This is a genomic window from Polaribacter sp. (assembly GCF_051251875.1).
In the GTDB taxonomy this organism is placed as follows: Bacteria; Bacteroidota; Bacteroidia; order Flavobacteriales; family Flavobacteriaceae; genus Polaribacter.
The window spans coordinates 36,800-61,065 of the sequence record NZ_JBPOGL010000022.1; the positions used below are offsets into that span (position 1 = coordinate 36,800).

Consider the following 24,266-nt stretch of genomic DNA (forward strand, 5'->3'; position numbering starts at 1 on the left):
TATTAAATACTTATAAGAGATTTTACAAATACGAGCTATCAAATGAAAAAGGCAATAAAGAAAGTAAAGACTCCGTTTTTACAACTTCGCCAACTTCTCCCATAAATAGCACTTCAAAAGGTTGTTTTTGATTTATTTCGTATTCAGATAACGTTTGTCTGCATGCGCCACAAGGCCCAATTGGTTTGTTAACATTGGTTATTGTTGAACTTGCAGAAATTGCTAACTTTTTTATTTTAATTCCCGGAAAACTAGAACTAGCTTTCCAAATTGCAACTCTTTCTGCACACATTCCTGAAGGATACGCAGCACTTTCTTGATTGTTTCCTAAAACAATTTCATTATTTTCTAACAATAAAGCTGCGCCAACACTAAATTTAGAATAGGGTGCATAAGCAGTTTTTCTTGCTTCTATTGATTTCTCCATCAACATTTTATCTTTTGAAGAAAGTTCTGAAATATCTTTAAAAATGGTTGCTGATGAAGTAATTTCAATTTTTTTCATAGAATAATTGGGTCAAAAAAAGCAGCCTTTTATAGACTGCTTATATGTTGTTCTAAATTTACTAAAAATAATTGGTTTTTAAACTTAATTTAAAAGGGAACCAGTTAAAACCGATATAAAACCCTTTGTTAAGTTAGAACGTTTAATTAATAATCATCATAAATTTCTCCTAAATCAAATGATAATGAAAAACGAAGTGAATTTTCTAACGGATTATTAACATCAGAAGCATTAATTAAATAAGACAAATCTATGTTTAATGCATTGGTTTTAAAGCCACCACCCAAAGTAAAATACTGTCTATTTCCTTTGTCTGCACTTTCATGAAAATACCCAGTTCTTAAAGCAAACGCATTGTTATACAAATATTCTGCACCCAATGCATAGGTAAATTCTTTAATCTCTTCGCTAAAACCACCTGGCGCATCACCAAAAGAGCTAAACATACCAGACACCCAACCTTTATCTTGTTCAGATTGATCTGGTTGTGGAGTTGGCACTAATAACTTAGTAAATTCTACGTTGGTAGAAATAATATTATAATCGTCTAAAATAAAATCGAAACCACCACCTAATTTTAAATTTGTAGGAATAAAATCTTCTTGACCTGGTGTGTAAGAAACTTTTGGTCCTATATTGGCAATGTTAAATCCTAGTCTATAACGCCCATTAAAGTTTCCATAATTTTCTTCGTAAGATTGATAATATCCAGAAACATCTACTGCAAATGAGTTTATTGGCTCAAGATTATTTCCGTTAGTACCATTAAATGCCAAGTTAGAACGGATGTATTTTAAAGAAACACCTCCAGAAAAAGTTTCGCTTAATTTTAAAGCATAAGAACCTGTAAACACCAATTCATTTGGGTTTATGCTTCCGTTAGGGTTACCGCTAGAATCTGTTAAATCTATTTGACCTAAAGAGAAATATTTAAAATCTGCACCCCACGCTGCATTATCACTAAATCTATTAATGTAAGAACCACTTCCTACAAAAATATCATCTGTTAAATTACGTAACCACGGAGAATAGGTGATTCCTGTTTTAATTTGTCTGTTACTAAAAGCAATTTTTGCTGGATTGTGAAAAAGAGAAAAAGCATCTGCAGAAGTTGCAACACCAATATCTCCCATACCTCCTGCTCTAGCGTCTGGCGTTATTAATAAAAACGGCATTGCTGTTGTTATTGCATTTTCTTGCGCATGTACTTTTAATACTAAAAGTGTAAATAAAATTAATAAGCTAATTTTTTTCATTGGTTCTATTTTTTACAAATATCTAATTTTTATTGCAGTATTACTAATTTTTCATATTTCTCTGAAACGAGATTACTTACGGTAGAAGTAACTTTTAATTTATAAACATACACCCCTTTTCCTATTTTGTTTCCAAAATCATCTAAACCATTCCAGGTAATACTTCTAGCTAAATTACCCATTGTTTGTACATTTTGATTGATTGTTTTTACCAATTTACCAGAAACCGTAAAAACTTGTACTTGCACTTCTAAAGGCTCATTGGGCTTGTTATGATTAAACCAAAACTCTGTGTAATTTACAAAAGGATTTGGATAATTTAAAACATTTTCTAAATTTAAAATTCCATCACTAACAACCACAAAGTTTAACGTTGCTTCAGATGAATTATTGTACGTATCCCAAGCTTTTAATGTTAAGGTGTGAGGCCCAACCTCTAAATCTCTTAAAGTGTAATTTACTTTACCGTTGGTAAAATCGTTTAATTCTGTTTGATAAAAATCATTCAGAATAATAGGATTACTTGTATCGCCATCTAAAACTCCCACAATATCATGATCTACAGCAGTTATAGATGTATTTATTCCGCTAGAATCCGATAAAACGGCAATTAAATTTGGTGATGCGTTTGTGTTACCACCATCAATAAAAGACTCATCATTCATAAAGAGTTTTATTTCTGGCCCAACAGTGTCATCGGGTGCATTTTCATTAATACCACCAACTTTTACATCTATATTATAACCTGCTTTATCTATGGCACCATTTTCTGCATAAAAACTCATTTTTGCATATCCGTAGGCAATTTTTATATCTTTGGGCACAATAAAATCAAACTTAAATACACCGTTTTCTACGGTAGATTTCCCTCTAAATATTTTACTATCTTGGGTATCAAATTCATTATTTACACCAAAACCATCATTATCTAAGGTTGTTTTAATTAAAGATTTATCAAAGACAGTGGTAGAAAGTGAACCATTAAAATCTGTTAAAACAACATCTGCATTATTAACCACAACACCTTCAAAACTAACTTTAGAAAGGGCTTTTAATGTATCTAAAGGTTGTGTAATATCTTTGTTGTTCATTTTTGTAATGCGCACATTGGGTTTTGGAATTGCCAATTTCATGGCAGGATCGCCAAACGAATAAATAAAGAATTTTTGAAAACTAGAAAAACTATTTTTTACCTCTGCCAAAGATTCTGCAATGGTCATGTCTTCATTATTATAGGCTAATAAAACACTAATTAATTCTTTATTAAAACTTTGACCAGTAGAAATAAAAACTTCTCTTGTGGTGGTAATCATGTTTGCTGCACCTCCGTTTGCGTTCCAAAAAGTGAGTTCTCCTGCAGTAATTCTACTAGGATTATCAAATCTAGAAAAATCACAAGTAACCGTTATTAATAAAGGTAAAGATAATGGATTGTTAAAATCTTGAATTTGAGGTTTTTCTAAAATTCGTTCTGCCGCAAAACCATCTTCACCTCCATGCCCAAAATAATCGAATACCAAAGTTCCTTTTTCAATGGCATTTGTAATAGCTTCATTTACTTCTGGGTAACGCTCTCCTCCAGAAGAGTTTTCTTGCACATAGGCATCAACATATATTTTATTTACATTAAAAATTGGCTTGTTCGCTTTTATTTCATCTGCAATTATTTCTACACCAGGCTGTATTGGTTTATCAAAGTCATCATCTATATCATCTGCCAATAAAGTTATGGTATTACGCCAATCACCAATAGCATCTTGGCTGTAATAACTTAAAATTTTTGTAACAACATCTGTTGCTTGTGCTATTGTAGATACCGGAATTCTGCTAGAAGCAACATCTACTGTATGTGCTGTAGCCATGTCTCCTTCATTATCATCTAGCATCACAAAAAAGTCGTCTGTAACCCAAGAACTTGCCAAATTAAAACTATCTACTGCTAATTTTACAGGAACTATATTATTATTACTTGTTACTCTGTCTTTATAATCGTAAGAAGCATCACCAAAAAAACAAACAAATTTTAGTAATTTTTCTGCGGATGAATTTGTGGTATACAAATGTTTTATAAAATCTCTTATACCCGTAATGTCTTTAGAACCCGAAGAAAATTCATTATAAATATCATCTAGCAACACCACTTTTGTGGTTAAATTAGAATTATTCTGATGGTAATCTGCCAACCTTTGGGCTTGTGCAGACAAATCTTCATTGGTAATAATTAAATAATTAATATCTTTTAATGCGTGTAAATTTTGATTGACAACTTTTGCATTTTGAATAGTATTAGGAATTTTAAAGTCAGTATTATGAACTACAATATATTCCTTTAAACTACCCGCATTGTCTGTAAAGCTAAAATCGCTAGCTGTACTTTCATTATTTATATTTGTAGGATTAAGTGCGTCAGTTACATCCCATACTTGAAAAATATTGTTAGTGTTTTGAATTTGATACCCAACTGCACCGGTTGTATTTGCTTGCGTAAAACTTCTAAATGAAAATTGACTATCATTTACAACCAAGTGTTTTTTACCCACAATTTCTATATAATCTAAATACGCATTTGCAGAAGGGTTTCCACCATTATTATAAGTTATAGAAACATTAATAATTTCAGATGAATTTTGAATAGAAGCTGTTCTTTCTGAAGGATTTGCTTTGGTTAATCCTGCTGAATTTACAGCACTATAATTAATAGTATATAAATCTTGACCATTTACTTTAACCTCCATTGAAGACCCAGAAATAGAATTAGAAACGCCTCTAATTTTTACATTTATATTTTCATTTGCAACCGCATTTGGAAACGGTATTGCAAAACTTTGTGTGTTTTCTACATTAAAATCTTCATTAAAAAACCATTGAGTACCCACTTGAAAAAGATTTCTTTCTTCCTTTTCATAGAACGTAAAATCATCAAAAGTGTTAATTTGTATGCTTGGCGTGGCCGTTACTGCTGCTTTTTGTTGTATTCTTTTGCCGTCATCTGCATTTACAGTAATAAAATAATACGCATTTTCTGTATAAATATTCTGCCTGTGTGTAGCTGTTTCATTTGTTGTATTTACCTGCCAATCATGCGGACCTTTTGCATAAAAAAGAATAAAATCATTGGCATCAAAAGCGCCATCATTTTCGCCTTCTACATAAATAGCATTTTCTTGTAAATCATCAAACCTAAAGTCTGAATTTAAAGTAGGCAATAGGTTTCCGCCATTTCCATAAATATGAATTTTCTTTGGATTTAAACCATTTGTAGAAACACCAATTTGTTGTAAAAGGTTTCTGTCTATTTTAAAAACGCCAGTTGTATCTACCGAAAATTTATACCAATCTCCAGTAGCCAACACAGAATTGCTAACTTGAGAGAAAGAAATTTGACCTAAAAAACTAAAAATAAAGAGTAAAATGTATCTTTTCATAATTGTATTCAAATAACGCAAATAATTTGTAGATATTTTAGCACTTATAAAGATAAATTATACTAAAATTTAAAAGTTGTCGTTTTAAAGAATGTGAATTAAAAATGAAGCGTTAAATTTTGCAATTTACTTGCTTGAAAGTATTATTATTGTAAATTGCATCGCTATAACAAACATCAAACAATTTTCAATTTAGGAAATGAAAAACATAATTAAAATATCTTTGGTTGTTTTAACAACATTGCTTTTTGCAAACTGTAATAAATCATCTACATCAAATAAATCTACATTAACAGGTATTCCTTTTAATAATCCCAAATATGGTAATTATATTAAAGGTAACGATTTTAAAGCAGAAAAACCTCCTTTAGGAATGGTTGCTGTAGAAGGCGGTGCTTTTACCATGGGGCAAGTACAAGATGATGTAATGTTTGACTGGAACACCACTCCCAAAAAAATGCACATTCGTTCTTTCTTTATGGACGAAACAGAAGTAACAAACTCAGAATACTTTTTATACGTACAATATACAAAAGATGTTTTTCCTCCTTCTGATGAAAAATATAAGCATGTATACAATTCTGTTTTACCAGACACCTTGGTTTGGAGAAAAAGCTTAGGAAATACAGATATTTTAACAGATAATTATTTCCGTCATCCAGCATATTCAGATTATCCGGTGGTTGGTGTTAGTTGGTTACAAGCAAATCAATTTTGTAAATGGCGTACGCAAGCGGTTAATTTAAAGACTTTAATAGACAAAGGCCATATAGAAAATGTTTTTGAAAATGATTCTGTAAGAAACTTCTTTGATACTGAAGTTTTTTTAGCAGATTCTGATAAATTATTTGAAGGCGATAGCACAATTTACAAAAGAGGTGTAAGAACCGCTAGAAGAAAAGGAGATGCTAAACCTTCTAGAGATGCATTTCAAGGTAGAAAAATTACAAAAGCTGATGGTATTTTAAGTCAGAATTATAGATTACCAACAGAAGCTGAATGGGAATTTGCTGCAAAAGCAAATATAGAAAATAGAGAATACAACAATATTAGAGGTAGAAAGAAATATGCCTGGAATGGTAAATATTCTAGAGATAAAACCAAAAGAAGAAAAGGAGACCAATTGGCCAACTTTAAACAAGGACAAGGTAATTATAGCGGTTTACCTGGTTGGAGTTCTGACGGTTCTGATATTCCTATTAGAGTAAAATCATACCCTCCAAACGGATTTGGTTTGTATGATATGTCTGGTAATGTTGCCGAATGGGTATCTGATGTTTATAGACCTATTATTGACAATGAAGCTAATGATTTTAATTATTTTAGAGGTAATATTTTTACTAAAAAATTGATTGATAAAGAAGGTAAAGTTGTTATTGCCGGTGATGATACAGGTGCAGAAATGGAATATGACACCTTACCTACAGGAAAAATTGTTCCAAGAGTATTACCAGGAAGCATAAAATACATACCAATTACAAAAGACGATGTTACTTTAAGAAGAAACTTTACAATTTCTGACAACTCTAATATTGGTGATGGAGATTTATATTCTTCTAGATTTTATGAAGATGATGAAGATCAATTTTCTACAAAACCTAGCATGTACAACTCTCCTCAAAGTCCTACTAGAGAAAGAGATTCTATTACAGGTAGAGACATTTTAACAATTGATTCTAAAAAAAGAACCACGTTAATTAGCAACAATACAAGAGTATATAAAGGAGGCGCTTGGTCAGATAGAGAATACTGGTTAGACCCTGCACAAAGAAGATACTTACCAGAATATATGGCAACAAATTACATTGGCTTTAGATGTGTAACAGATAAAGTTGGCCCTATGAGTTCTCAAAACAAAACAGCTAGAAGTCCTAGACAATAAAAATTTATTTTTCAAAAAATTGTAGCCTCATTGTTTTATTTACAATGAGGTTTTTTATATTTAAAAAATGAAATTAACAGCTTTATATAAATTGTATTCCCAACATTTTTTGGTAGATACAGACACTAGAAACATCAGAAAAAACACCCTTTTCTTTGCTTTAAAAGGAGACAATTTTAATGGCAATACTTTTGCTGATGAAGCATTAAAATTAGGTGCAAGCTTTGCCATTATTGATGAAAAACAATACCAAACAAACCCCAATATTATTTTGGTTGATGATGTTCTAGAAACCTTACAACAGTTAGCAAAATATCATAGAGAACAGTTAAAAACACCTATTATTGGCTTAACCGGAAGTAATGGAAAAACAACCACGAAAGAGTTAATAAATGCTGTTTTAAGTAAAAAGTATGTTACCACCGCTACTAAAGGAAATTTAAACAACCATATTGGTGTGCCATTAACACTTTTATCCATGACTCCAAAAACCGAAATTGGTATTGTAGAAATGGGCGCAAACCACCTAAAAGAGATTGAGTTTTTATGTGCAATTGCACAACCAGATTTTGGATATATAACAAATTTTGGAAAAGCGCATTTAGAAGGTTTTGGCGGAATAGAAGGTGTAATAAAAGGTAAAAGTGAATTATACTCCTATCTAGAAAGCAATCATAAAACTGCTTTTGTAAACCCAAAAGATGAGAGACAAATTGCAAACACTAAAAACATACAAACTGTTCTATTCTCTGAAAATTTAAATTTTAAAGCGGTAAACCCATTTGTAAAATTAGAATTTAATACCATTAGTTTACAAAGTAATTTAATAGGAAAATACAATTACACCAATATTGCAGCAGCAATTACTATAGGCACTTACTTTAAGATACCTGCTACCGAAATTAAGAATGCCATTGAAGAATATACACCAACAAACAACCGTTCTCAGATACTACAAAAAGGCACAAATAATATTGTGTTAGACGCTTATAATGCAAATCCTTCTAGCATGAAAGCTGCTTTAGAAAACTTTGCAGAACTTAAAGAAAACGCCAAAACTGTTATTTTAGGCGATATGTTTGAATTGGGAAAAGAAAGCCTACAGGAACATCAAAACATTGTAAATTTAGCTGCAACATTCAACTTTGATACAACGCTGTTTGTTGGTGAAAACTTTTACAAAACAGCAACAAACAAACTGCAATTTAAAACCTTTGAAGCTTTAGAAAATTATTTAATAAAAAAACCTCTAGAGCAACAATCTATTTTAATAAAAGGCTCTAGAGGTATGCGTTTAGAAAGAATTTTAAAAATAATTAAATAAACTATTTTATATTTTCTTTATGATATGCTAACAAATTATCTATTGGTCTTTGTATAACATCTGTAATTTTAAGGTTGTTTTTAGTTGCTATTTTTTCTAAAATATCTTTAAAATAAAAAGCAATTGAACCAATAAAATAAATAGGTGTTTCGGCAGTCTTTTTATAAGGTAGTATTCTATATTTAAAAAATTCTTGAAATCCTTTTTTAATAATTCTTTTAATGTACTTATCTTCTTTAAATTCGAACATAAACTTAGCAAAAGAAGCTAAATACATATTTGGATTTGGCTCTCTATAAAGATTCTTTTTAATATGATCTGCTTCTAAATTGAATTCCTTTTTAAATTTTTTCGCAATTCTTTTAGGCATTCTATCATAATAATAATCTATTAATAGTTTTTTACCAAAATAATTACCACTTGCTTCATCCATTAAAATATACCCTAAAGAAGGCACTAACATTTCCATTTCAGTTCCGTTAAAATAGCAACTATTAGAACCAGTTCCTAAAATACAAACCAAAGCAGGGCTTTTTCCTGAAGCTGCATACACAGCCGCCAACATATCTTCTGCAATAAAAACTTCTGCGTTAACAAAAATAGACTTTAATATATTTCTTAAAATTTCTACTGGTTTTGGTGTACCACAACCTGCACCATAAAAATGAATTTCTTCAACATCATCTTTAACGTTAATTAACTGAAACATGTGAATAATTCTATTGTGCAATTCTTCTTCTGGCACTATTGCAGGATTTAACCCTAAAGTTTTTACTCTAAACACTTCTTTCTTTTGGCTGTCTACTGCAATCCAATCTACTTTTGTAGAACCTCCATCTGCAATTAAAATCATATTTGGTTATTTTTTACCCAAATATATTACAACTAAATTGGATACACAATAGATAGATGAACTTCAATCGTTTTCGTTCTCTATAATTCTTATGAAACTGAAAAATTCTTTTAAAAAATTGTAAATTTGCTACAAATAATATGCAATGATTTTTTTTAGAAAAAAAACAATTCCAATAGCCAAAGTTTTTCCCAAAGGATTTGTAGATATTCATTCTCATTTACTTCCAGGTATAGATGATGGAGCAAAAAACTTAGATAATTCTATTGAATTAATCTTAAAAATGCGATCATACGGAATTCATAATTTTATTACAACACCGCATGTTTTAGGAACTGTTTACCCTAACTCTTCAGCAACTATAAAAGCAAAATTAAAAGAAGTTAAAGCAGAATTACAACATAGAAACATAACAGATGTTTCTATACATGCAGCTGCAGAATACATGATGGATGAGCAGTTTTCTGAACTTTTAAAAAATGATGATATTCTTACTTTAAAAGACAATTATATCTTAGTAGAAATGTCTTATTTTAACGCGCCAAATAATCTTTTTGATATACTATTTGAAATTCAGTTAAAAGGATACAAACCAATTTTAGCACATCCAGAACGCTATATTTTTTATCACAATAATTTTGAAATTTATTACAAGCTTAAAACGGCTGGTTGTTTATTTCAATTAAATTTATTGTCTCTAACAGAACAATATGGCAAACATGTTTTAAAAACGAGTCATAAATTATTAAAAGAAAACATGTATGATTTTATTGGTTCAGACGTGCACCATCACCATCACTTAGCTTTATTAAAAACAATTGGGACCAAAAAGAATATTGATAAAATTAACCACTTACTTACAAATAATAAGCAATTTCTTATCTAAGCATTATCACCTGCTTAATTCTATGAGAACACAAGAAACAAAAAAACCCGAAAATTATAAAATTTTCGGTTTTTTTTTGTTTAAAATTGTGTATATGAATGCTATAAACAAACATTTTTACAGACAAATTAACACCTGTAAAAAAGTTATAAAGTCTTAAATATCATCAAAAGAAATATCTGTAAAACTTTCTGTAGTGCTATTGTTTTCAGAAGTATTTTCTTCTTTCTTAAAATCTTTTTGATGACGTTCACTAATTACTTCGTTGCCTTTTTCTGCAATAATATAATCTGTAGCTTTACTTAACATTTCATGAAAATCAGAAAAATCTTCTTTGTATAAATAAATTTTATGCTTTTGAAAATGGAAGGTTCCATCATCATGGGTAAATTTTTTACTTTCTGTAACCGTTAAGTAGTAATCGTCTGCTTTTGTTGCTCTAACATCAAAAAAATAAGTTCTTCTTCCAGCTCTTAATACTTGCGAAAAAATTTCCTCCTGTTCAACTCTCTCTGCCATAATTCAATTTAATAGTAGTTATAAATTATTTTTACTCAACAAATCTAACAAATTATTTTAGGTAGCAAAGCTAAAGATTAATTTTCTTTTTCTAAAAGTTGTTGCTCATACAAATCTTTGTAATATCCAGTTGTTGCTATTAATTGATTGTGAGTGCCTTCTTGTATAATTTTACCATCGTCTAAAACAATTATTTTATCGGCATTTTTTGCCGATGAAATTCTATGACTTATAATAAATGTGGTCTTGTTTTTAGACACTTTTTCTAAGTTGGAAAGAATTTTTTCTTCTGTTTCTGTATCTACCGCAGATAAACAATCATCAAAAATTAAAATTTTAGGGTTTTTAATAATCGCTCTAGCAATAGAAACCCGTTGTTTTTGACCTCCAGAAAGTGTTACGCCACGTTCTCCTAAAATCGTTTGATATCCGTTGGAAAATTCTACAATATTTTTATGAACATCAGCATTTTTTGCGGCTTCAATAATTTCTTGTTCCGTAGCATCTTCTTTACCGAATTTTATATTGTTTTCTATACTATCAGAAAATAAAAATGGATCTTGTGGTACCACACCAATCTGACTTCTTAAATGGTCTAAATTAGCTTCTTTTATAGGTTTTTCATCTAACAAAACTACTCCGTTTTTCACATCATACAATCTAGAAATAAGTTCAATAATGGTAGATTTCCCAGAACCCGTTTTTCCTAAAATTGCTATTGTTTGTCCTGCATCCACAGAAAAACTTACATTTTTTAAGGCTGTAATATTTGTATCATCATAGGTAAAAGTAACGTTTTTAAAGCGTACTTTTCCTTCTAAGTTTGTAGGTGTATGAGTAGTATTTATAATTTCTGGCACTTGTTGTAAAAATTCATTTATTCTTACTTGAGATGCTTCTGCTTGCTGTACCATAGAGGTTACCCAACCTAAAACGGCTACTGGCCAAGTAAGAATATTTACATACAACATAAACTGAATTATAGTACCTATTTGTATTTCGTCATTAATATATTGCTTACCACCAACATAAATAACAATTAAGTTACTTAAACCAATTAAAAAAATCATCAACGGAAAAAAAAGTGCATTTGCTTTGTGTAAATGGATGTTTTTCTCCTTGCTTTCATTTGCAATTTTATCAAAATCCCTTATAATTGACGCTTCTGTTCCGTATGATTTTACCACATCTATTCCAGAGAAAAATTCTTGATTAAACGTTGTTAATTTTGACAAATATTGTTGAACAACTGTACTTCTTTTATGAATTATCTTACTTAAAACAAAAATAGAAACCGATAATAACGGAAAAGGAATAAGTGTGTATAAGGTTAGTTTTACATCAACATTTATCATCTGTGTAAAACCTACTGCAAAGAGTACAATCATATTCATAGTGTACATAATGGCTGGGCCTACATACATTCTTACTTTAGAAACATCTTCAGAAATTCGGTTCATTAAATCTCCCGTTCTATTTTTTTTATAGAAATTAAGAGATAATTTTTGATATTGCTGATAGATTTCATTTTTTAAATCGAATTCTATTAATCTGGAGGTAACAATTATAGTTTGCCTCATTAAAAATGTAAAAATACCTGCCAACACTACAACGCCAATAATTACTAAAACATTTATTAATAATTGATGTTCTACAACAGACAAATCTGTTACAATACCCTTCTGATAGTCTTCTACAACATTTAAAGAGTCTCCAACAACTTGAGGCACTTTTAAAGCCAATAATTTTGATAGAATGGTAAAAAAAAGACCACCTATTATACGCCATTTGTATTTAGAAAAATATTTATTTAAGTATTTTAAGGCTTTCAAAAAAAAGTGAATTTAAAATTTTTAACAGCAGTTTTGCAGCCACGAAGATACCCCTAGTTTTAAAAATGTACAACAAAGAATTAACCCACGTTAAAAAGAATTAAAATTTACCAAAGAATAAAAATAAAATAATCTTATTTTTGCGGCGGCTTAGAAAAATTTCTTTGCACTATTTTTAAAATAAGTTCTTTAGAATGATTAACAGAAGACATATTAGAGTTAAAGTAATGCAATCTGTATATGCTTTATTACAATCTCATAATGATGATATTATCAAAGAGGAAAAGTTTGTAAAGCATAGCATTTTAAAAACGTACGAATTGTACGTTTTAAACTTATTACTTTTAGTTGAAGTGCAAAAATTAGCTGCTAAAAAAATAGCACTTTCTAAAAAGAAAATTCTAGCTACTAAAGAAGAATTAGTTCCAAATACAAAATTTATAGATAACAAATTAATTAATACGCTTGCAGAAAGCATTAGTATTGAAGGTTTTGTTGAAATAAATAACCTTACTAATTGGAATGAAGACAAAGAATATGTTAGAATTATTTTTGAAGAATTACTAGAAAGTAAATTATACAAAGATTATCTACAAAACTCAGAAGATTCTTTTAAAATAGACAAAGCTTTTGTTATTGATTTCTTTAAAGAAATTATTGCTCCGAATGAGAAATTAGCAGAACATTATGAAGATACTTTGATTTCTTGGGCAGATGATATCCCTTTTGTAAACACGTGGGTTGTAAAAACATTAAGTAAACATAAAAAAGACACAATATTCACGCTAGGAAAACTATATAAAGACAAAGATGATGAGGATTTTGTTTCTAAATTGTTTCAAAAAACAGTTTTAAAACAAGCTATTTACGAAAAAGATATTACAGAAAAAACACCCAATTGGGAAACTGATAGAATTGCCGATATAGATATGATTCTTATAAAGATGGCACTAACAGAGTTCTTAAACTTTCCGTCTATACCAACCCGAGTTACCATTAATGAATATATAGAAATTTCTAAAGATTATTCTACTGATAAAAGTAGTTACTTTATAAATGGCGTGTTAGACAAAATTTCTAAAGAGTTTATACAAAGCAAAAGAATTGTTAAAATTGGAAGAGGTTTACTCTAATTTATTATTTTTACACTAAATTATAATCAAAATGAAAAAAATAACAATTTTATGTGCATTTGTGCTTTCGGCAATGGTTTTTACAGCTTGTAAAAACGGAAACAATGCAACAACAAAAATTAATAAGGAAAATTTAGACAACGCTAAATCTAGAGATGTAGAAATAAAAAAAGGTACTGCTTCTATTTCTTTTGATAAAACTGAATACGATTTTGGTGTTGTAAATGAAGGTGAAATTGTAGCAACTACTTTTGTAGTAACTAACTCTGGTAAAACAGATTTGGTAATTACTAATGCAACAGCAACATGTGGTTGTACAGTACCTGTTTGGCCAAAAGCACCTATAAAACCAGGAGAGTCTGGTGATGTATCTGTAAAGTTTAACACTACAGGAAAACCTAATAGACAACAAAAATCTGTAACATTAACAACAAACACAGAAACCGGAAGAGAAATTCTTACCATAAAAGGTTCTGTAACCCCTAAAACAAAAAAATAATATGTTTACAACCATTTCTTTACAATTTGGCGGCTTAGATTTAAATGCCTTAATTTTTCCATTGGCAATGATTCTTGTCTTATATTTCTTTATGATTAGACCACAAAGAAATAAAATGAAAGCTGAAAAAACGTTTCAAGCAGACATAAAAAAAGGAACAAAAGTTGTTACTTCTAGCGGTATTCATGGTAAAGTAGCAGATATAAATAATACAGATAATACTGTTTCTATTGAAACTGGCGCTGGGAAAATTAAATTTGAACGCTCTGCAATATCAATGGAATTAAGTAAAAAATATTTAGCTCCAGCAAAAAAATAAAATATATTTTAAAATTTTATAAAGTGAGCATTATCTAATTAAATAATGCTCACTTTTTAGTTTAAATACTTTTGTATAGCTTGCATAAATTCTTAAATTAGTGAAGAAAAATAATAAAATATCAAAAACTTTTATCAGTTTTTTAATAGCATCTATTAGTATTTGGTTGTTAATAACACTTTCTAAAGAATATGTTACCAATATAAATTTACCTGTATTATATACCAAAATTCCACAAGACAAAATCTTACAAACACCACCAAAAAATAATATAGAGTTAGTTGTAAAAGCTACAGGATTTAATATAATTAGAGCAAAATTTAAGAATAAACCCATTTCTTTAGCAATTAATAAAAGTATAAAAAAATCTTCTAACAACTATTATCTTTTAACCACAAACCAGCTTACTAGCATACAGCAACAACTGCTTTCTAACATGCAATTGCAAGAAATTATTCAAGATACCATTTTCTTAGAATTAGGTAGTTTAACCTCAAAAAAAATACCTATAAAATCTAATCTAGAGCTCAACTTTCATATTGGTTATGATCTTGTTAAAGACATAGAAATTTCTCCAGACAGCATTCTTGTCTCAGGCCCAGAATCTCAAATAAAAAACATTAAACAAATACTTTTAACACCACTAAAATTAAAAGATATAAAAGCTGATTTCTCTAAAAATATAGCGATTTTAAAACCTAAAAACAGCAATAATCTTAAATTTAAAACAACTAGTGTAACTGTTAAAGGAAAGGTAGAAAAATTTACAGAAGGTAGTTTTAAAGTACCTTTTAACATTATTAATTTACCAAAAAACATTCAACTTACTTCGCTTGCCAAAACTATTGATGTGTATTTTATTATTAGTTTGTCTCACTTTAATGCTATAGACGCAGATTCTTTTGAAATTGAATGTGATTACAGTATTTCTGAAAAAAATAATTTAGAATATTTAATCCCTAAATTGGTCTCAAAATCTAATTTAATTAAAAGCTACAAACTTGTTCCTAATCAAATAGATTTTCTAATTCAAAAATAATATGATTGTTGGTTTAACTGGTGGTATTGGAAGCGGAAAAACAACCGTTGCAAAAATGTTTGCCAACTTTAAAAATGTTGCCGTTTATATTGCAGATGTAGAGGCAAAAAAGTTAATGAACTCTTCAGAAAAGATAAAATCAGCATTGATAAAAACCTTTGGAGACCAAGCATACAAAAACAACACATTAAACAGATCTTTTATTGCCAATATTGTTTTTAAAAATCCAGAAAAACTTACAGTATTAAATGCTATTGTGCATCCAGAAGTAAAAAAACATTTTCAAGAGTTTGTTCTTTTAAACCAAAAAGCATCCTATATTTTATATGAAAATGCCATATTATTCGAAACAAAAAACAACCTGTTTTGTGACATTATCTTAGTGGTTTCCGCTCCTTTAAAAACAAGAATAGAGCGCATTATTTTACGCGACAATACTACAGAAGCCGAAATTATAAATAGGATGAAAAACCAATGGTTGGAAGATAAAAAAATACTACAATCAAATTATATTATTGAATCTTTATCACTTGAGAAAACACAAAATCAAGTAAATAATATTCATAAAATTTTAACAAAAAAAAGTTGTTAGATTTCATTAAACTTACTGATTCTGTTAAAAACATCATAAAATTAAAACAAAACTGTTAATTTAGGTTAAAAACCTTAAAATCAATTTCTGAATGTATTAACTTTGATTTATGGGCAAGAAGATGTTTGTACTTATTGTAATTTTAATGAGCGTTTCATTAATTGGAATTATTGCTGTTCAGGTCTTTTGGATCAACAACGCACTTGAAAGTAGGAAGGAACAATTTAAGAATGATGTACAAAAATCTTTAGGTAGCGTTTCTGAGAAAATCAATTTAAAAGAAGAAGCTTTTTTTGAGAAAAAAATTGAAGGTCTTATAGAAAAAATGGGATTGGCAAATGATGCTCAAATAAGAAATTATCTTTTTCAAGAAATAGACACTACTACCAAACAGAAATTAACTTTTGGAGCTACTTTTTTAGAAGAAAATTTTAAATTACCTACAGATTTTTTAGACAGTGATTCTATTATTGTAAAAAGAATCTCCGGTAAAAAAGACTTTTTTCAATCTAAAACAATAAAAGGTGTAGATAATATCTTTACCAACACAGATGATAAAAGATATTCATTTACCAAAAGGTATTCTAATATAGAAAAATTTTACACCAATGATATTTTTAAGGACTATATAAATAGAAAACCTATACATCAAAGAATTAGTAATAAAGAGTTAAATAACACCATAAAAGAAGAATTAGAAAAGAGAAATATTTATTTAGATTTTAAATATGGCGTGTATAGTAAAGATGGATTGGCTACCAAATTAAAATCTGGATATTATACAATCAATAAAAAAGAAAGTTATCCATACCCACTTTTTTACGATACTGAAGATGAAGTTTCTTATAAATTATATGTAACTTTTCCTACCAAAAATGAGCATATTCTATCAGGAATTTCTAATATTTTATTATTATCGTTACTTTTTATTTTTATCATAATTGTTGCTTTTTCAAGTTCATTATATCAACTAATTAGACAGAAAAAAATATCAGAAATAAAAACAGATTTCATTAATAATATGACGCATGAGTTTAAAACTCCCATTGCTACTATTAATTTAGCTTTAGATTCTATAAAAAATCCAAAAATAATAAATGATGAAGAAAAAGTGCTGCGCTATGTAAAAATGATTAGAGATGAAAATAAACGCATGCACTTGCAAGTAGAAAATGTGTTGCGCATTTCTAGATTAGAAAAAAATCAGATAGATCTTAGTAAAGAAACTATAGACATGCACGACACAATAGAAGACGCAATAACGCATATTAGTTTGTTAATAGATGATAGAAAAGGAAGTATAACCACACACTTTAACGCCATTATACCAGAAATTAACGGGAATCCGTTTCATCTTACAAATGTTGTGGTTAATATGTTAGAAAATGCCATAAAATATTCTGTTGGACCACCAAAAATTGAAGTTTTTACAGAAAGCACAAATAAGTTTTTTATCTTTAAAATAAAAGACGAAGGTATTGGGATGAGTAAAGCCGTTCAAAAACAAGTTTTTGATAAATTTTACAGAGAACAAAAAGGAAATATACATGACGTAAAAGGTCATGGATTGGGATTAGCATACGTAAAAGAAATTGTAGAAAAACATCACGGAACAGTTTTTGTTGAAGGTGAAAAAGGAAAAGGGAGTATTTTTACAGTTAAATTACCTTTAATATAAATAATAATAATATCATGGGAAGTAAAAAAATTTTATTAGTAGAAGACGATCCAAATTTTGGAACAGTTTTAAAAGACTATTTAGCACTAAACGATTATAACGTAACACACGCTAAAGACGGTATAGAAGGATTAATTATGTTTAAAAACAGCGATTATGACCTGTGTATTTTAGATGTAATGATGCCACGTAAAGATGGTTTTTCTTTAGCACAAGACATTAGAAGTACCAACAAAGAAGTACCAATTATTTTCTTAACGGCAAAAACCTTAAAAGAAGATGTTTTAAAAGGATATGCAGTTGGTGCAGATGACTATTTAAATAAACCTTTTGATTCTGAAGTATTATTGCACAAAATAAAAGCAATTTTACAAAGAAAAGATACAGATAAAACCGCAGAATCTGAACAGTTTGAATTTACAGTTGGTGGTTTTTTCTTCAACTCTAAACTACGTCATTTATCTGTAGGAGAAACAGGAGAACCTATAAAATTATCTCCAAAAGAAAGCAAATTATTGCGCATGTTAGCAATTCATAAAAACGATTTAATGCCTAGAGAATTGGCATTGACAAAAATATGGAGAGATGACAATTACTTTACATCAAGAAGTATGGATGTTTATATTGCAAAACTGCGTAAATATCTAAAAGATGATGAAAATGTAGAGATTTTAAATATACACGGAGAAGGATTTAGAATGGTGGATAAATCATAATTTTAAACAATCTTCCCTAAAATAGAACTCAACTTGATAATATCGAGTTGAGTTTTTGTATTTTTATACTTTTATTATTCGTTAAAAACACTTGTAAAATAAACTGATACCATGGCAAAATTCATCAAAATATACAACCAAAATCCGAATCAAAAGGAAATTGATACGGTTGTAAAAATTTTACAAAATGGTGGTTTAATTATTTATCCAACAGACACTGTTTATGGCTTAGGTTGTGATATTACCAATACAAAAGCACTAGAGAAAATTGCAAAAATTAAAGGCGTTAAACTAGACAAAGCAAATTTTTCTTTTGTTTGTAATGATTTAAGCCACTTGTCTGATTATGTAAAACAAATAGATTCTTCAACTTTTAAATTATTAAAAAGAGCTTTACCCGGACCTTATACCTTTATTTTACCCGGCAGTAATAACCTGCCAAAAGCATTTAAAAAACGTAAAACTGTAGGAATTAGAATTCCTGATAATAATATTGCAAGAGCGTTGGTAGCTACACTAGGAAACCCCATTATTTCTACTTCTATACATGATGAAGATGATGTTTTAGAATACACCACTGATCCTGAATTAATTTTTGAAAAATGGAGCGCTATTGTAGATGTTGTTATTGATGGTGGTTACGGAGATAATTACGCTTCCACCGTTGTTGATTTAACCACCAATGAACCACAAGTATTAAGACAAGGAAAAGGTAGTTTAGATATTCTTTAGAAACTTATCCTTTATTTCAATTCTTCAAACTTTTTTCTACCCAAAACAAAATATTGCCAAACAATACTAGTGTGTAAATTATAATCTTGCCTTTTTTGTAAACTTTTTCGTTTTTTTAAAAACTTAAAAAAGTTTGCATAAAAACTAATATGTGCTTTTAATATTGCCCAAGTGTGCAATGGTCTTAATTCAATCATAAATTTTAATCCTGCAATTCCGTCTAAAATTAAACGTGAAAAAACCACCAATAAAAACCACTTTTTAGGAACATTTTTGACCACGTTTAACAAACTATTTCTAAAATTTAAAAACGTTTTATGCGGGTTCGACTCTTCTAAAGTTGCTCCACCAACATGAAAAACAGTGGCAGAACCAACATATTTTACGGTGTAACCTATATTTTGTGTTCTCCAACACAAATCAATTTCTTCTTGATGCGCAAAATAATCTTCATCAAAACCACCTAATTGATGATATACCTTTGAACGTATAAAAAAACAAGCGCCAGATGCCCAAAAAACATCCACAACATCATTAAATTGCTGTTCATCTTTTTCTAGTTGATTAAACACACGACCTCTGCAATACGGATACCCAAATAAATCTATAAAACCACCGCCAGCACCAGCATATTCAAATTTTGTTGTGTCTTTAAAATCTAAAATTTTGGGTTGTATAATGGCCGTTTTTTCATCAGCATTAAAAACCTGTAAGATGGGTTGTAGCCAATTTTTTGTAACCGCTACATCAGAATTTAAAAGACAATAAATATCTGCTACAATATGTTTTAAAGCATCATTATAACCTTTCGCATATCCTCCATTTACAGCATTTTTAATAATTTTTACGGAAGGAAAATACTCTTTTATGTAAGAAATAGAAGCATCTGTAGATGCATTATCTGCAACATAAACTTCTGCTTCATGAGCACTAAAATTTACAATAGCTGGTAAAAACTGTTCTAGCAGTTTTTTTCCGTTCCAATTTAATATGACAATTGCTGTTTTCAAGTTCGCAAAATTACATTTTATATGTTAGTTAACTTCTAATTTTCTCTTAATTGTACTCCTATATTTAAGTAGTATGAGTTAAAGCAAAAAAAACTTCATGAATAGGGTACCAAGAATACGTATTCATAAAGCTGCTAAAAAATATGCTTTAAAAAAGACAAAATTTGTTCTATAACCTCTTGGAATAAAAGAAGCACTATTTATAATCAGGAATTTCTTTTAAAAAAATATACGTTTCATTTTCAAAATCCATTTTGCAATAAAAATGTTCTAAACCATTGGTTACGATTAAATAATTGGCCTGTAATTTTAAATTATAACGTGCAATTTGATCAAAAGTATCTTGTGTAATTTTTATTTTTGGGGCTTTACATTCTACAATAATATCAGGTTTTCCGTCTGTATTAAAAATTAAAATATCAGTTCTTTTTTTACGATTATTAATGGTTAACTGTTTCTCTAAAGCAATTAAAGAAGTAGGATATTTTTTTTCATCAATTAAAAACATCACAAAATGTTGACGCACCCATTCTTCTGGCGTTAAAACCATATATTTTTTTCTCAATTTATCAAAAATAAGCACCTTATTTTCGTTACTTTTGAGTTTGAAATTATAAGTAGGAAGGTTGAGTTTTTGCATTGTTCAAAAGTAAATAAAAATCAGGTATGATACATTTATTAGTCGGAAATACTGGCGCAGGTAAATCTACCTATGCCAATGCATTAAAACTTACTACTAAGGGTGTGGTTTTTTCATTAGATACATGGAATAAAATATTATTTTTTCCTGACAAAACAAAAGAAGATGGTTTAGACTGGTTTCTAGAAAGAATAGAAAGGTCTGAATTATTAATGCAAAATTTAATTTTACAATTAGAAAACGCTGGTGTAGATAGTATTTTAGATGTTGGTCTTTCTAAATTTGTGCATAGAGAAAAGTATAGAAAATTTGCAGATGATCATAATATCGAAGTTCAAATTCATTTTTTAAACCTACCAAAAGAAATAAGAAAAAAACGAATTTTAAAAAGAAATTTAGAAAAAGGTAACACTTTTGAATTTGAAGTTACAGACGAACATTTTCACTTTATGGAAACGTGGTTTGAAACGCCTTTAGAAGATGAATTAAAAAATAGTATTATAATTACTGAATAAATGAACGAAATAAGAAACATTGTTTCAGATATTAAAAAAGGCAACATACAACCCATTTATTTTTTAATGGGAGAAGAACCTTATTACATAGATAAAATTTCTGATTATATTGAAGAAACTGTTTTAGATGAAGCCGAGAAAGGCTTTAATCAGCAAGTTATGTATGGTAGAGACGCAACTATTGAAGATATTGTTTCCGCTGCAAAACGCTATCCTATGATGGCAGAAAGACAGGTTTTAATTGTAAAAGAAGCACAAGATTTAAGTAGAACTATTGAAAAATTGGTTGGGTATGCAGAAAATCCACAACCAACAACCGTACTTGTTCTAAATTATAAGTATAAAAAATTAGACAAACGCAAAAAACTATACAAAGCAATTGCAAAATCAGGAATGATTTATGAAAGCAAAAAATTGTATGAAAATCAAGTTACAGATTGGATTCGAAAAGTTTTAAGTGGTAAAAGTTATAAAATTGAGCCCAAAGCGTCTCAAATGTTGGTAGAATTTTTAGGAACAGATTTAAGCAAAATTTCTAATGAATTAGATAAATTGATGCTAATTCTACCCAAAGAAACCATTATTAACGACCAACATATAGAGGATAATATTGGTATTTCTAAAGACTTTAACAACTTTGAATTACGCAAAGCAGTAGGAGAAAAAAACGTTGTGAAATCTAATAGAATTATTAATTATTTTGCAGAAAACCCAAAGAACAACCCGTTGGTAATGACTATTTCTTTACTAAATAATTTCTTTACCCAACTATTAATGTTTCATGGTTTGCAAGATAAATCTAAGAGTACTGTTGCAAAAACACTGGGTGTAAATCTGTATTTTGTTGATGAATATTTTTCAGCTGCAAGAAATTACCCGATGCGAAAAGTAGCACAAGTAATTGCCTTTTTACGCGATGCAGATGTAAAAAGTAAAGGAGTTGGTGCAAATCAATCTCAAAAAGATATTTTAAAAGAATTACTATTTAAAATTTTACATTAAAATGAAAAACATTTTCAACAAAGAAATTACCAATCAAGTAATTAAAAGAATTAATACCTTAACCCCAACAACAACACCAAATTGGGGTAAAATGTCTGTTTCGCAAATGTTAGCCCATTGCTGTGTTACCTATGAAATGGTTTATACAGACAAGCATGCAAAGCCAAATGCGTTTGCAAAGTATATGCTAAAATTATTTGTGAAGAAAATTGTAGTATCTGAAAAACCGTATGCTAAAAATGGTAGAACTGCGCCTCAATTTATCATTTCTGATGCAAGAGAATTTGAAACAGAAAAAAAACGTTTGGTAGATTATATTATTAAAACACAAGAATTAGGTGCTCAATATTTTGATGGAAAAGAATCGCACTCTTTTGGAAAACTAACTTCTGATGAATGGAATAATTCTTTTTACAAACATTTAGACCATCATTTGAATCAATTTGGAGTTTAGCCTATTGATTGATTGCAACCCAAACTTTTCTATTTTAATGCTGTTTTAATACCGAATTAAAGACGAAAACACATTTAAAAAAATAAGCATAAAAAAAACCGAACTAGTTGTACACTTGTTCGGTTTTTAATAATCTCATGATATTTGCATTAGTTACCCAACGCTTGTTCTAAATCTACTAGCAAATCTTCAACATCTTCTATACCAACACTTAAACGAATTAAAGAATCTGTAATTCCTGTTTTTAATCTTTCTTCTGCAGGAATTGAAGCGTGAGACATGGTTGCTGAATGATTTACCATACTTTCTACACCGCCTAAAGATTCTGCTAACGTAAATAACTGAATGTTCTCTAAAAAGGCACATGTTGCTTCTTTATTTTCATCTTTTAAACAGAAAGAAACTACGCCTCCAAAATCCTTCATTTGCTTATTCGCTATTTCATAATTTGGATGATCTTCTAAACCTGGATAATATAGGTTACCAACTTTTGGATGGTTTTTTAAAAAAGCAGCAACAACTTTTGCATTATCGCAATGGCGCTGGATTCTTACGTGTAAAGTTTTTATACCTCTTAATGCTAAAAAAGAATCCATTGGGCCAGCAATTGCACCCGCTGCAAATTGAATAAAATGCAGTTCTTTGGCTAATTTTGCGTCTTTTACAATTAAAGCGCCCATCACCAAATCTGAATGTCCGCCTATATATTTTGTTGCAGAATGCATTACAATATCTGCACCTAAGTTTAAAGGCTGTTGCAAATATGGTGTTGCAAAAGTATTATCTACAGCTACAAGAATCTCTGAATTTATTTTTTTTACCTCATTGCTAATTGCCGCAATATCTGCAATTTTCATTAACGGATTTGTAGGTGTTTCTAACCAAACTAACTTTGTTTTTTCTGTAATTTCTTTGGTGACATTTTCTACAGAATTGGTATCTACATAGGTAAATTCTAAGCCGTATTTTTCAAATAGTTTTGTAAACATTCTGTAGGTTCCGCCATACAAATCTTTTCCTGCAATAATTTCATCGCCCGGATTTAGAATTCTTAAAACACAATCTATTGCCGCCAAACCAGAAGAAAAGGCAAAACCATCTGTTCCGTTTTCTATGGATGCTAAACTATTTTCTAGCGCTGTTCTAGTAGGGTTTGCGCCTCTTGAATAATTGTATTCTTGAGATGTACTAAAACTAGATTGTGCAAACGTTGATGTTTGAAATATGGGCGAAACCACAGCACCTGTTGTGGCTTCTGCTTGTTGACCGCCGTGAATGGTTTTTGTATTGAACTTCATTTTTTATATTTTCTGATGTTCTTTTTATTGCTTCTATAAAATTTGCTACAACTTTTAATTAGACTATTGTTAGCAAACAAGTTTAGGTACTATCTTTAATTCCTAATTTTATTTATTAAATTTTATTATTTTTGTAATTAACAGAGAGGAAACATAC

The 24,266-nt window shown here is 29.3% G+C and carries 23 protein-coding genes; 14 read left to right on the forward strand and 9 right to left on the reverse strand.

The features are described 5' to 3' along the window. Window positions 1–22: 22 nt before the first annotated feature. From cdd to porU, 3 genes are all read right to left on the reverse strand, one after another. Window positions 23–505, reverse strand: a complete 483-nt coding sequence (gene cdd / locus ACSHW5_RS10840; RefSeq protein WP_435676151.1) for a cytidine deaminase — start codon at window positions 503–505, stop codon at window positions 23–25. Between the two features lie 146 nt (window positions 506–651). Continuing rightward, window positions 652–1,761: a type IX secretion system outer membrane channel protein PorV gene (gene porV, locus ACSHW5_RS10845; protein WP_435676152.1), complete on the reverse strand. Its 1,110-nt coding sequence runs from the start codon at window positions 1,759–1,761 to the stop codon at window positions 652–654. 29 nt (window positions 1,762–1,790) lie between these two features. Further along, window positions 1,791–5,186: a type IX secretion system sortase PorU gene (porU, locus tag ACSHW5_RS10850; RefSeq protein ID WP_435676153.1), complete on the reverse strand. Its 3,396-nt coding sequence runs from the start codon at window positions 5,184–5,186 to the stop codon at window positions 1,791–1,793. Window positions 5,187–5,385: 199 nt separating this feature from the next. Here porU and gldJ point away from each other — a divergent pair, with 199 nt between their 5' ends. Then, the gene (gldJ, locus tag ACSHW5_RS10855; protein ID WP_435676154.1) at window positions 5,386–7,068 is read left to right on the forward strand and encodes a gliding motility lipoprotein GldJ; all 1,683 of its coding nucleotides are present in this window, start codon (window positions 5,386–5,388) and stop codon (window positions 7,066–7,068) included. 67 nt (window positions 7,069–7,135) lie between these two features. Beyond that, complete coding sequence (locus ACSHW5_RS10860) at window positions 7,136–8,392, forward strand: UDP-N-acetylmuramoyl-tripeptide--D-alanyl-D-alanine ligase (protein WP_435676155.1); 1,257 nt, start codon at window positions 7,136–7,138, stop codon at window positions 8,390–8,392. A 1-nt stretch (window position 8,393) separates the two neighbouring features. Here ACSHW5_RS10860 and ACSHW5_RS10865 read toward each other — a convergent pair whose 3' ends face one another. Beyond that, on the reverse strand, window positions 8,394–9,245 hold the full coding sequence (locus tag ACSHW5_RS10865; protein WP_435676156.1) for an N-acetylglucosamine kinase: 852 nt from the start codon (window positions 9,243–9,245) through the stop codon (window positions 8,394–8,396). Window positions 9,246–9,390: 145 nt separating this feature from the next. Here ACSHW5_RS10865 and ACSHW5_RS10870 point away from each other — a divergent pair, with 145 nt between their 5' ends. Further along, window positions 9,391–10,131: a tyrosine-protein phosphatase gene (locus tag ACSHW5_RS10870; protein WP_435676157.1), complete on the forward strand. Its 741-nt coding sequence runs from the start codon at window positions 9,391–9,393 to the stop codon at window positions 10,129–10,131. A 156-nt stretch (window positions 10,132–10,287) separates the two neighbouring features. Here ACSHW5_RS10870 and ACSHW5_RS10875 read toward each other — a convergent pair whose 3' ends face one another. Together ACSHW5_RS10875 and ACSHW5_RS10880 are read right to left on the reverse strand one after the other, a co-directional pair. Next, on the reverse strand, window positions 10,288–10,650 hold the full coding sequence (locus ACSHW5_RS10875) for a PUR family DNA/RNA-binding protein (RefSeq protein ID WP_435676158.1): 363 nt from the start codon (window positions 10,648–10,650) through the stop codon (window positions 10,288–10,290). Between the two features lie 77 nt (window positions 10,651–10,727). After that, window positions 10,728–12,482 (reverse strand): ABC transporter ATP-binding protein, encoded by a 1,755-nt coding sequence (locus tag ACSHW5_RS10880; RefSeq protein WP_435676159.1) that lies wholly within the window; start codon window positions 12,480–12,482, stop codon window positions 10,728–10,730. A gap of 194 nt (window positions 12,483–12,676) precedes the next feature. Here ACSHW5_RS10880 and nusB point away from each other — a divergent pair, with 194 nt between their 5' ends. The 8 genes from nusB (at window position 12,677) to ACSHW5_RS10920 (ending at window position 19,190) form a co-directional block, all read left to right on the forward strand. Next, entirely contained in the window at window positions 12,677–13,615 is a 939-nt protein-coding gene (gene nusB / locus ACSHW5_RS10885) for a transcription antitermination factor NusB (protein ID WP_435676160.1), read from the forward strand. A 31-nt stretch (window positions 13,616–13,646) separates the two neighbouring features. After that, window positions 13,647–14,114, forward strand: coding sequence for a DUF1573 domain-containing protein (locus ACSHW5_RS10890; RefSeq protein ID WP_435676161.1), 468 nt, complete (start codon window positions 13,647–13,649; stop codon window positions 14,112–14,114). Between the two features lies 1 nt (window position 14,115). Continuing rightward, window positions 14,116–14,433 carry a preprotein translocase subunit YajC gene (gene yajC / locus ACSHW5_RS10895; protein WP_435676162.1) on the forward strand — a complete coding sequence of 106 codons (318 nt, stop codon included), beginning with the start codon at window positions 14,116–14,118 and terminating at the stop codon, window positions 14,431–14,433. Between the two features lie 100 nt (window positions 14,434–14,533). Beyond that, complete coding sequence (locus ACSHW5_RS10900) at window positions 14,534–15,472, forward strand: CdaR family protein (protein ID WP_435676163.1); 939 nt, start codon at window positions 14,534–14,536, stop codon at window positions 15,470–15,472. Between the two features lies 1 nt (window position 15,473). Beyond that, on the forward strand, window positions 15,474–16,064 hold the full coding sequence (gene coaE, locus ACSHW5_RS10905) for a dephospho-CoA kinase (RefSeq protein WP_435676164.1): 591 nt from the start codon (window positions 15,474–15,476) through the stop codon (window positions 16,062–16,064). A 109-nt stretch (window positions 16,065–16,173) separates the two neighbouring features. Beyond that, a complete protein-coding gene (locus tag ACSHW5_RS10910; RefSeq protein ID WP_435676165.1) occupies window positions 16,174–17,742 on the forward strand; it encodes a sensor histidine kinase in 1,569 nt (522 codons plus the stop codon). 14 nt (window positions 17,743–17,756) lie between these two features. Beyond that, complete coding sequence (locus ACSHW5_RS10915) at window positions 17,757–18,458, forward strand: response regulator transcription factor (protein ID WP_435676166.1); 702 nt, start codon at window positions 17,757–17,759, stop codon at window positions 18,456–18,458. Between the two features lie 111 nt (window positions 18,459–18,569). After that, complete coding sequence (locus ACSHW5_RS10920; protein ID WP_435676167.1) at window positions 18,570–19,190, forward strand: L-threonylcarbamoyladenylate synthase; 621 nt, start codon at window positions 18,570–18,572, stop codon at window positions 19,188–19,190. Between the two features lie 11 nt (window positions 19,191–19,201). Here the strand turns inward: ACSHW5_RS10920 and ACSHW5_RS10925 are convergent, their stop codons facing one another. Together ACSHW5_RS10925 and ACSHW5_RS10930 are read right to left on the reverse strand one after the other, a co-directional pair. Beyond that, window positions 19,202–20,200, reverse strand: coding sequence for a glycosyltransferase family 2 protein (locus ACSHW5_RS10925; protein ID WP_435676168.1), 999 nt, complete (start codon window positions 20,198–20,200; stop codon window positions 19,202–19,204). A 196-nt stretch (window positions 20,201–20,396) separates the two neighbouring features. Then, the gene (locus tag ACSHW5_RS10930; protein ID WP_435676169.1) at window positions 20,397–20,840 is read right to left on the reverse strand and encodes a type I restriction enzyme HsdR N-terminal domain-containing protein; all 444 of its coding nucleotides are present in this window, start codon (window positions 20,838–20,840) and stop codon (window positions 20,397–20,399) included. Window positions 20,841–20,866: 26 nt separating this feature from the next. Between ACSHW5_RS10930 and ACSHW5_RS10935 the strand changes: the two genes are divergently transcribed. The 3 genes from ACSHW5_RS10935 to ACSHW5_RS10945 are packed head-to-tail and all read left to right on the forward strand — an operon-like array spanning window position 20,867 to window position 22,811. Beyond that, window positions 20,867–21,355, forward strand: a complete 489-nt coding sequence (locus ACSHW5_RS10935; protein ID WP_435676170.1) for an AAA family ATPase — start codon at window positions 20,867–20,869, stop codon at window positions 21,353–21,355. After that, window positions 21,356–22,357 (forward strand): DNA polymerase III subunit delta, encoded by a 1,002-nt coding sequence (gene holA / locus ACSHW5_RS10940; RefSeq protein WP_435676171.1) that lies wholly within the window; start codon window positions 21,356–21,358, stop codon window positions 22,355–22,357. A gap of 1 nt (window position 22,358) precedes the next feature. Next, window positions 22,359–22,811, forward strand: coding sequence for a DUF1569 domain-containing protein (locus ACSHW5_RS10945; protein ID WP_435676172.1), 453 nt, complete (start codon window positions 22,359–22,361; stop codon window positions 22,809–22,811). 149 nt (window positions 22,812–22,960) lie between these two features. Here ACSHW5_RS10945 and ACSHW5_RS10950 read toward each other — a convergent pair whose 3' ends face one another. Beyond that, on the reverse strand, window positions 22,961–24,109 hold the full coding sequence (locus ACSHW5_RS10950; protein ID WP_435676173.1) for a cystathionine gamma-synthase: 1,149 nt from the start codon (window positions 24,107–24,109) through the stop codon (window positions 22,961–22,963). Between the last annotated feature and the right edge of the window lie 157 nt (window positions 24,110–24,266).

What these genes read in the sequence shown, in the direction of transcription:
- nusB (WP_435676160.1), top strand. Translation starts at nt 12,677, where the DNA reads ATGATTAACAGAAGACATATTAGAGTTAAAGTAATGCAATCTGTATAT.
- ACSHW5_RS10935 (WP_435676170.1), top strand. Translation starts at nt 20,867, where the DNA reads ATGATACATTTATTAGTCGGAAATACTGGCGCAGGTAAATCTACCTAT.
- cdd (WP_435676151.1), bottom strand. Translation starts at nt 505, where the DNA reads ATGAAAAAAATTGAAATTACTTCATCAGCAACCATTTTTAAAGATATT.
- porU (WP_435676153.1), bottom strand. Translation starts at nt 5,186, where the DNA reads ATGAAAAGATACATTTTACTCTTTATTTTTAGTTTTTTAGGTCAAATT.
- porV (WP_435676152.1), bottom strand. Translation starts at nt 1,761, where the DNA reads ATGAAAAAAATTAGCTTATTAATTTTATTTACACTTTTAGTATTAAAA.
- ACSHW5_RS10860 (WP_435676155.1), top strand. Translation starts at nt 7,136, where the DNA reads ATGAAATTAACAGCTTTATATAAATTGTATTCCCAACATTTTTTGGTA.
- ACSHW5_RS10890 (WP_435676161.1), top strand. Translation starts at nt 13,647, where the DNA reads ATGAAAAAAATAACAATTTTATGTGCATTTGTGCTTTCGGCAATGGTT.
- ACSHW5_RS10910 (WP_435676165.1), top strand. Translation starts at nt 16,174, where the DNA reads ATGGGCAAGAAGATGTTTGTACTTATTGTAATTTTAATGAGCGTTTCA.
- holA (WP_435676171.1), top strand. Translation starts at nt 21,356, where the DNA reads ATGAACGAAATAAGAAACATTGTTTCAGATATTAAAAAAGGCAACATA.
- ACSHW5_RS10950 (WP_435676173.1), bottom strand. Translation starts at nt 24,109, where the DNA reads ATGAAGTTCAATACAAAAACCATTCACGGCGGTCAACAAGCAGAAGCC.
- yajC (WP_435676162.1), top strand. Translation starts at nt 14,116, where the DNA reads ATGTTTACAACCATTTCTTTACAATTTGGCGGCTTAGATTTAAATGCC.
- ACSHW5_RS10945 (WP_435676172.1), top strand. Translation starts at nt 22,359, where the DNA reads ATGAAAAACATTTTCAACAAAGAAATTACCAATCAAGTAATTAAAAGA.
- ACSHW5_RS10865 (WP_435676156.1), bottom strand. Translation starts at nt 9,245, where the DNA reads ATGATTTTAATTGCAGATGGAGGTTCTACAAAAGTAGATTGGATTGCA.
- ACSHW5_RS10930 (WP_435676169.1), bottom strand. Translation starts at nt 20,840, where the DNA reads ATGCAAAAACTCAACCTTCCTACTTATAATTTCAAACTCAAAAGTAAC.
- ACSHW5_RS10920 (WP_435676167.1), top strand. Translation starts at nt 18,570, where the DNA reads ATGGCAAAATTCATCAAAATATACAACCAAAATCCGAATCAAAAGGAA.
- coaE (WP_435676164.1), top strand. Translation starts at nt 15,474, where the DNA reads ATGATTGTTGGTTTAACTGGTGGTATTGGAAGCGGAAAAACAACCGTT.
- ACSHW5_RS10875 (WP_435676158.1), bottom strand. Translation starts at nt 10,650, where the DNA reads ATGGCAGAGAGAGTTGAACAGGAGGAAATTTTTTCGCAAGTATTAAGA.
- gldJ (WP_435676154.1), top strand. Translation starts at nt 5,386, where the DNA reads ATGAAAAACATAATTAAAATATCTTTGGTTGTTTTAACAACATTGCTT.
- ACSHW5_RS10915 (WP_435676166.1), top strand. Translation starts at nt 17,757, where the DNA reads ATGGGAAGTAAAAAAATTTTATTAGTAGAAGACGATCCAAATTTTGGA.
- ACSHW5_RS10870 (WP_435676157.1), top strand. Translation starts at nt 9,391, where the DNA reads ATGATTTTTTTTAGAAAAAAAACAATTCCAATAGCCAAAGTTTTTCCC.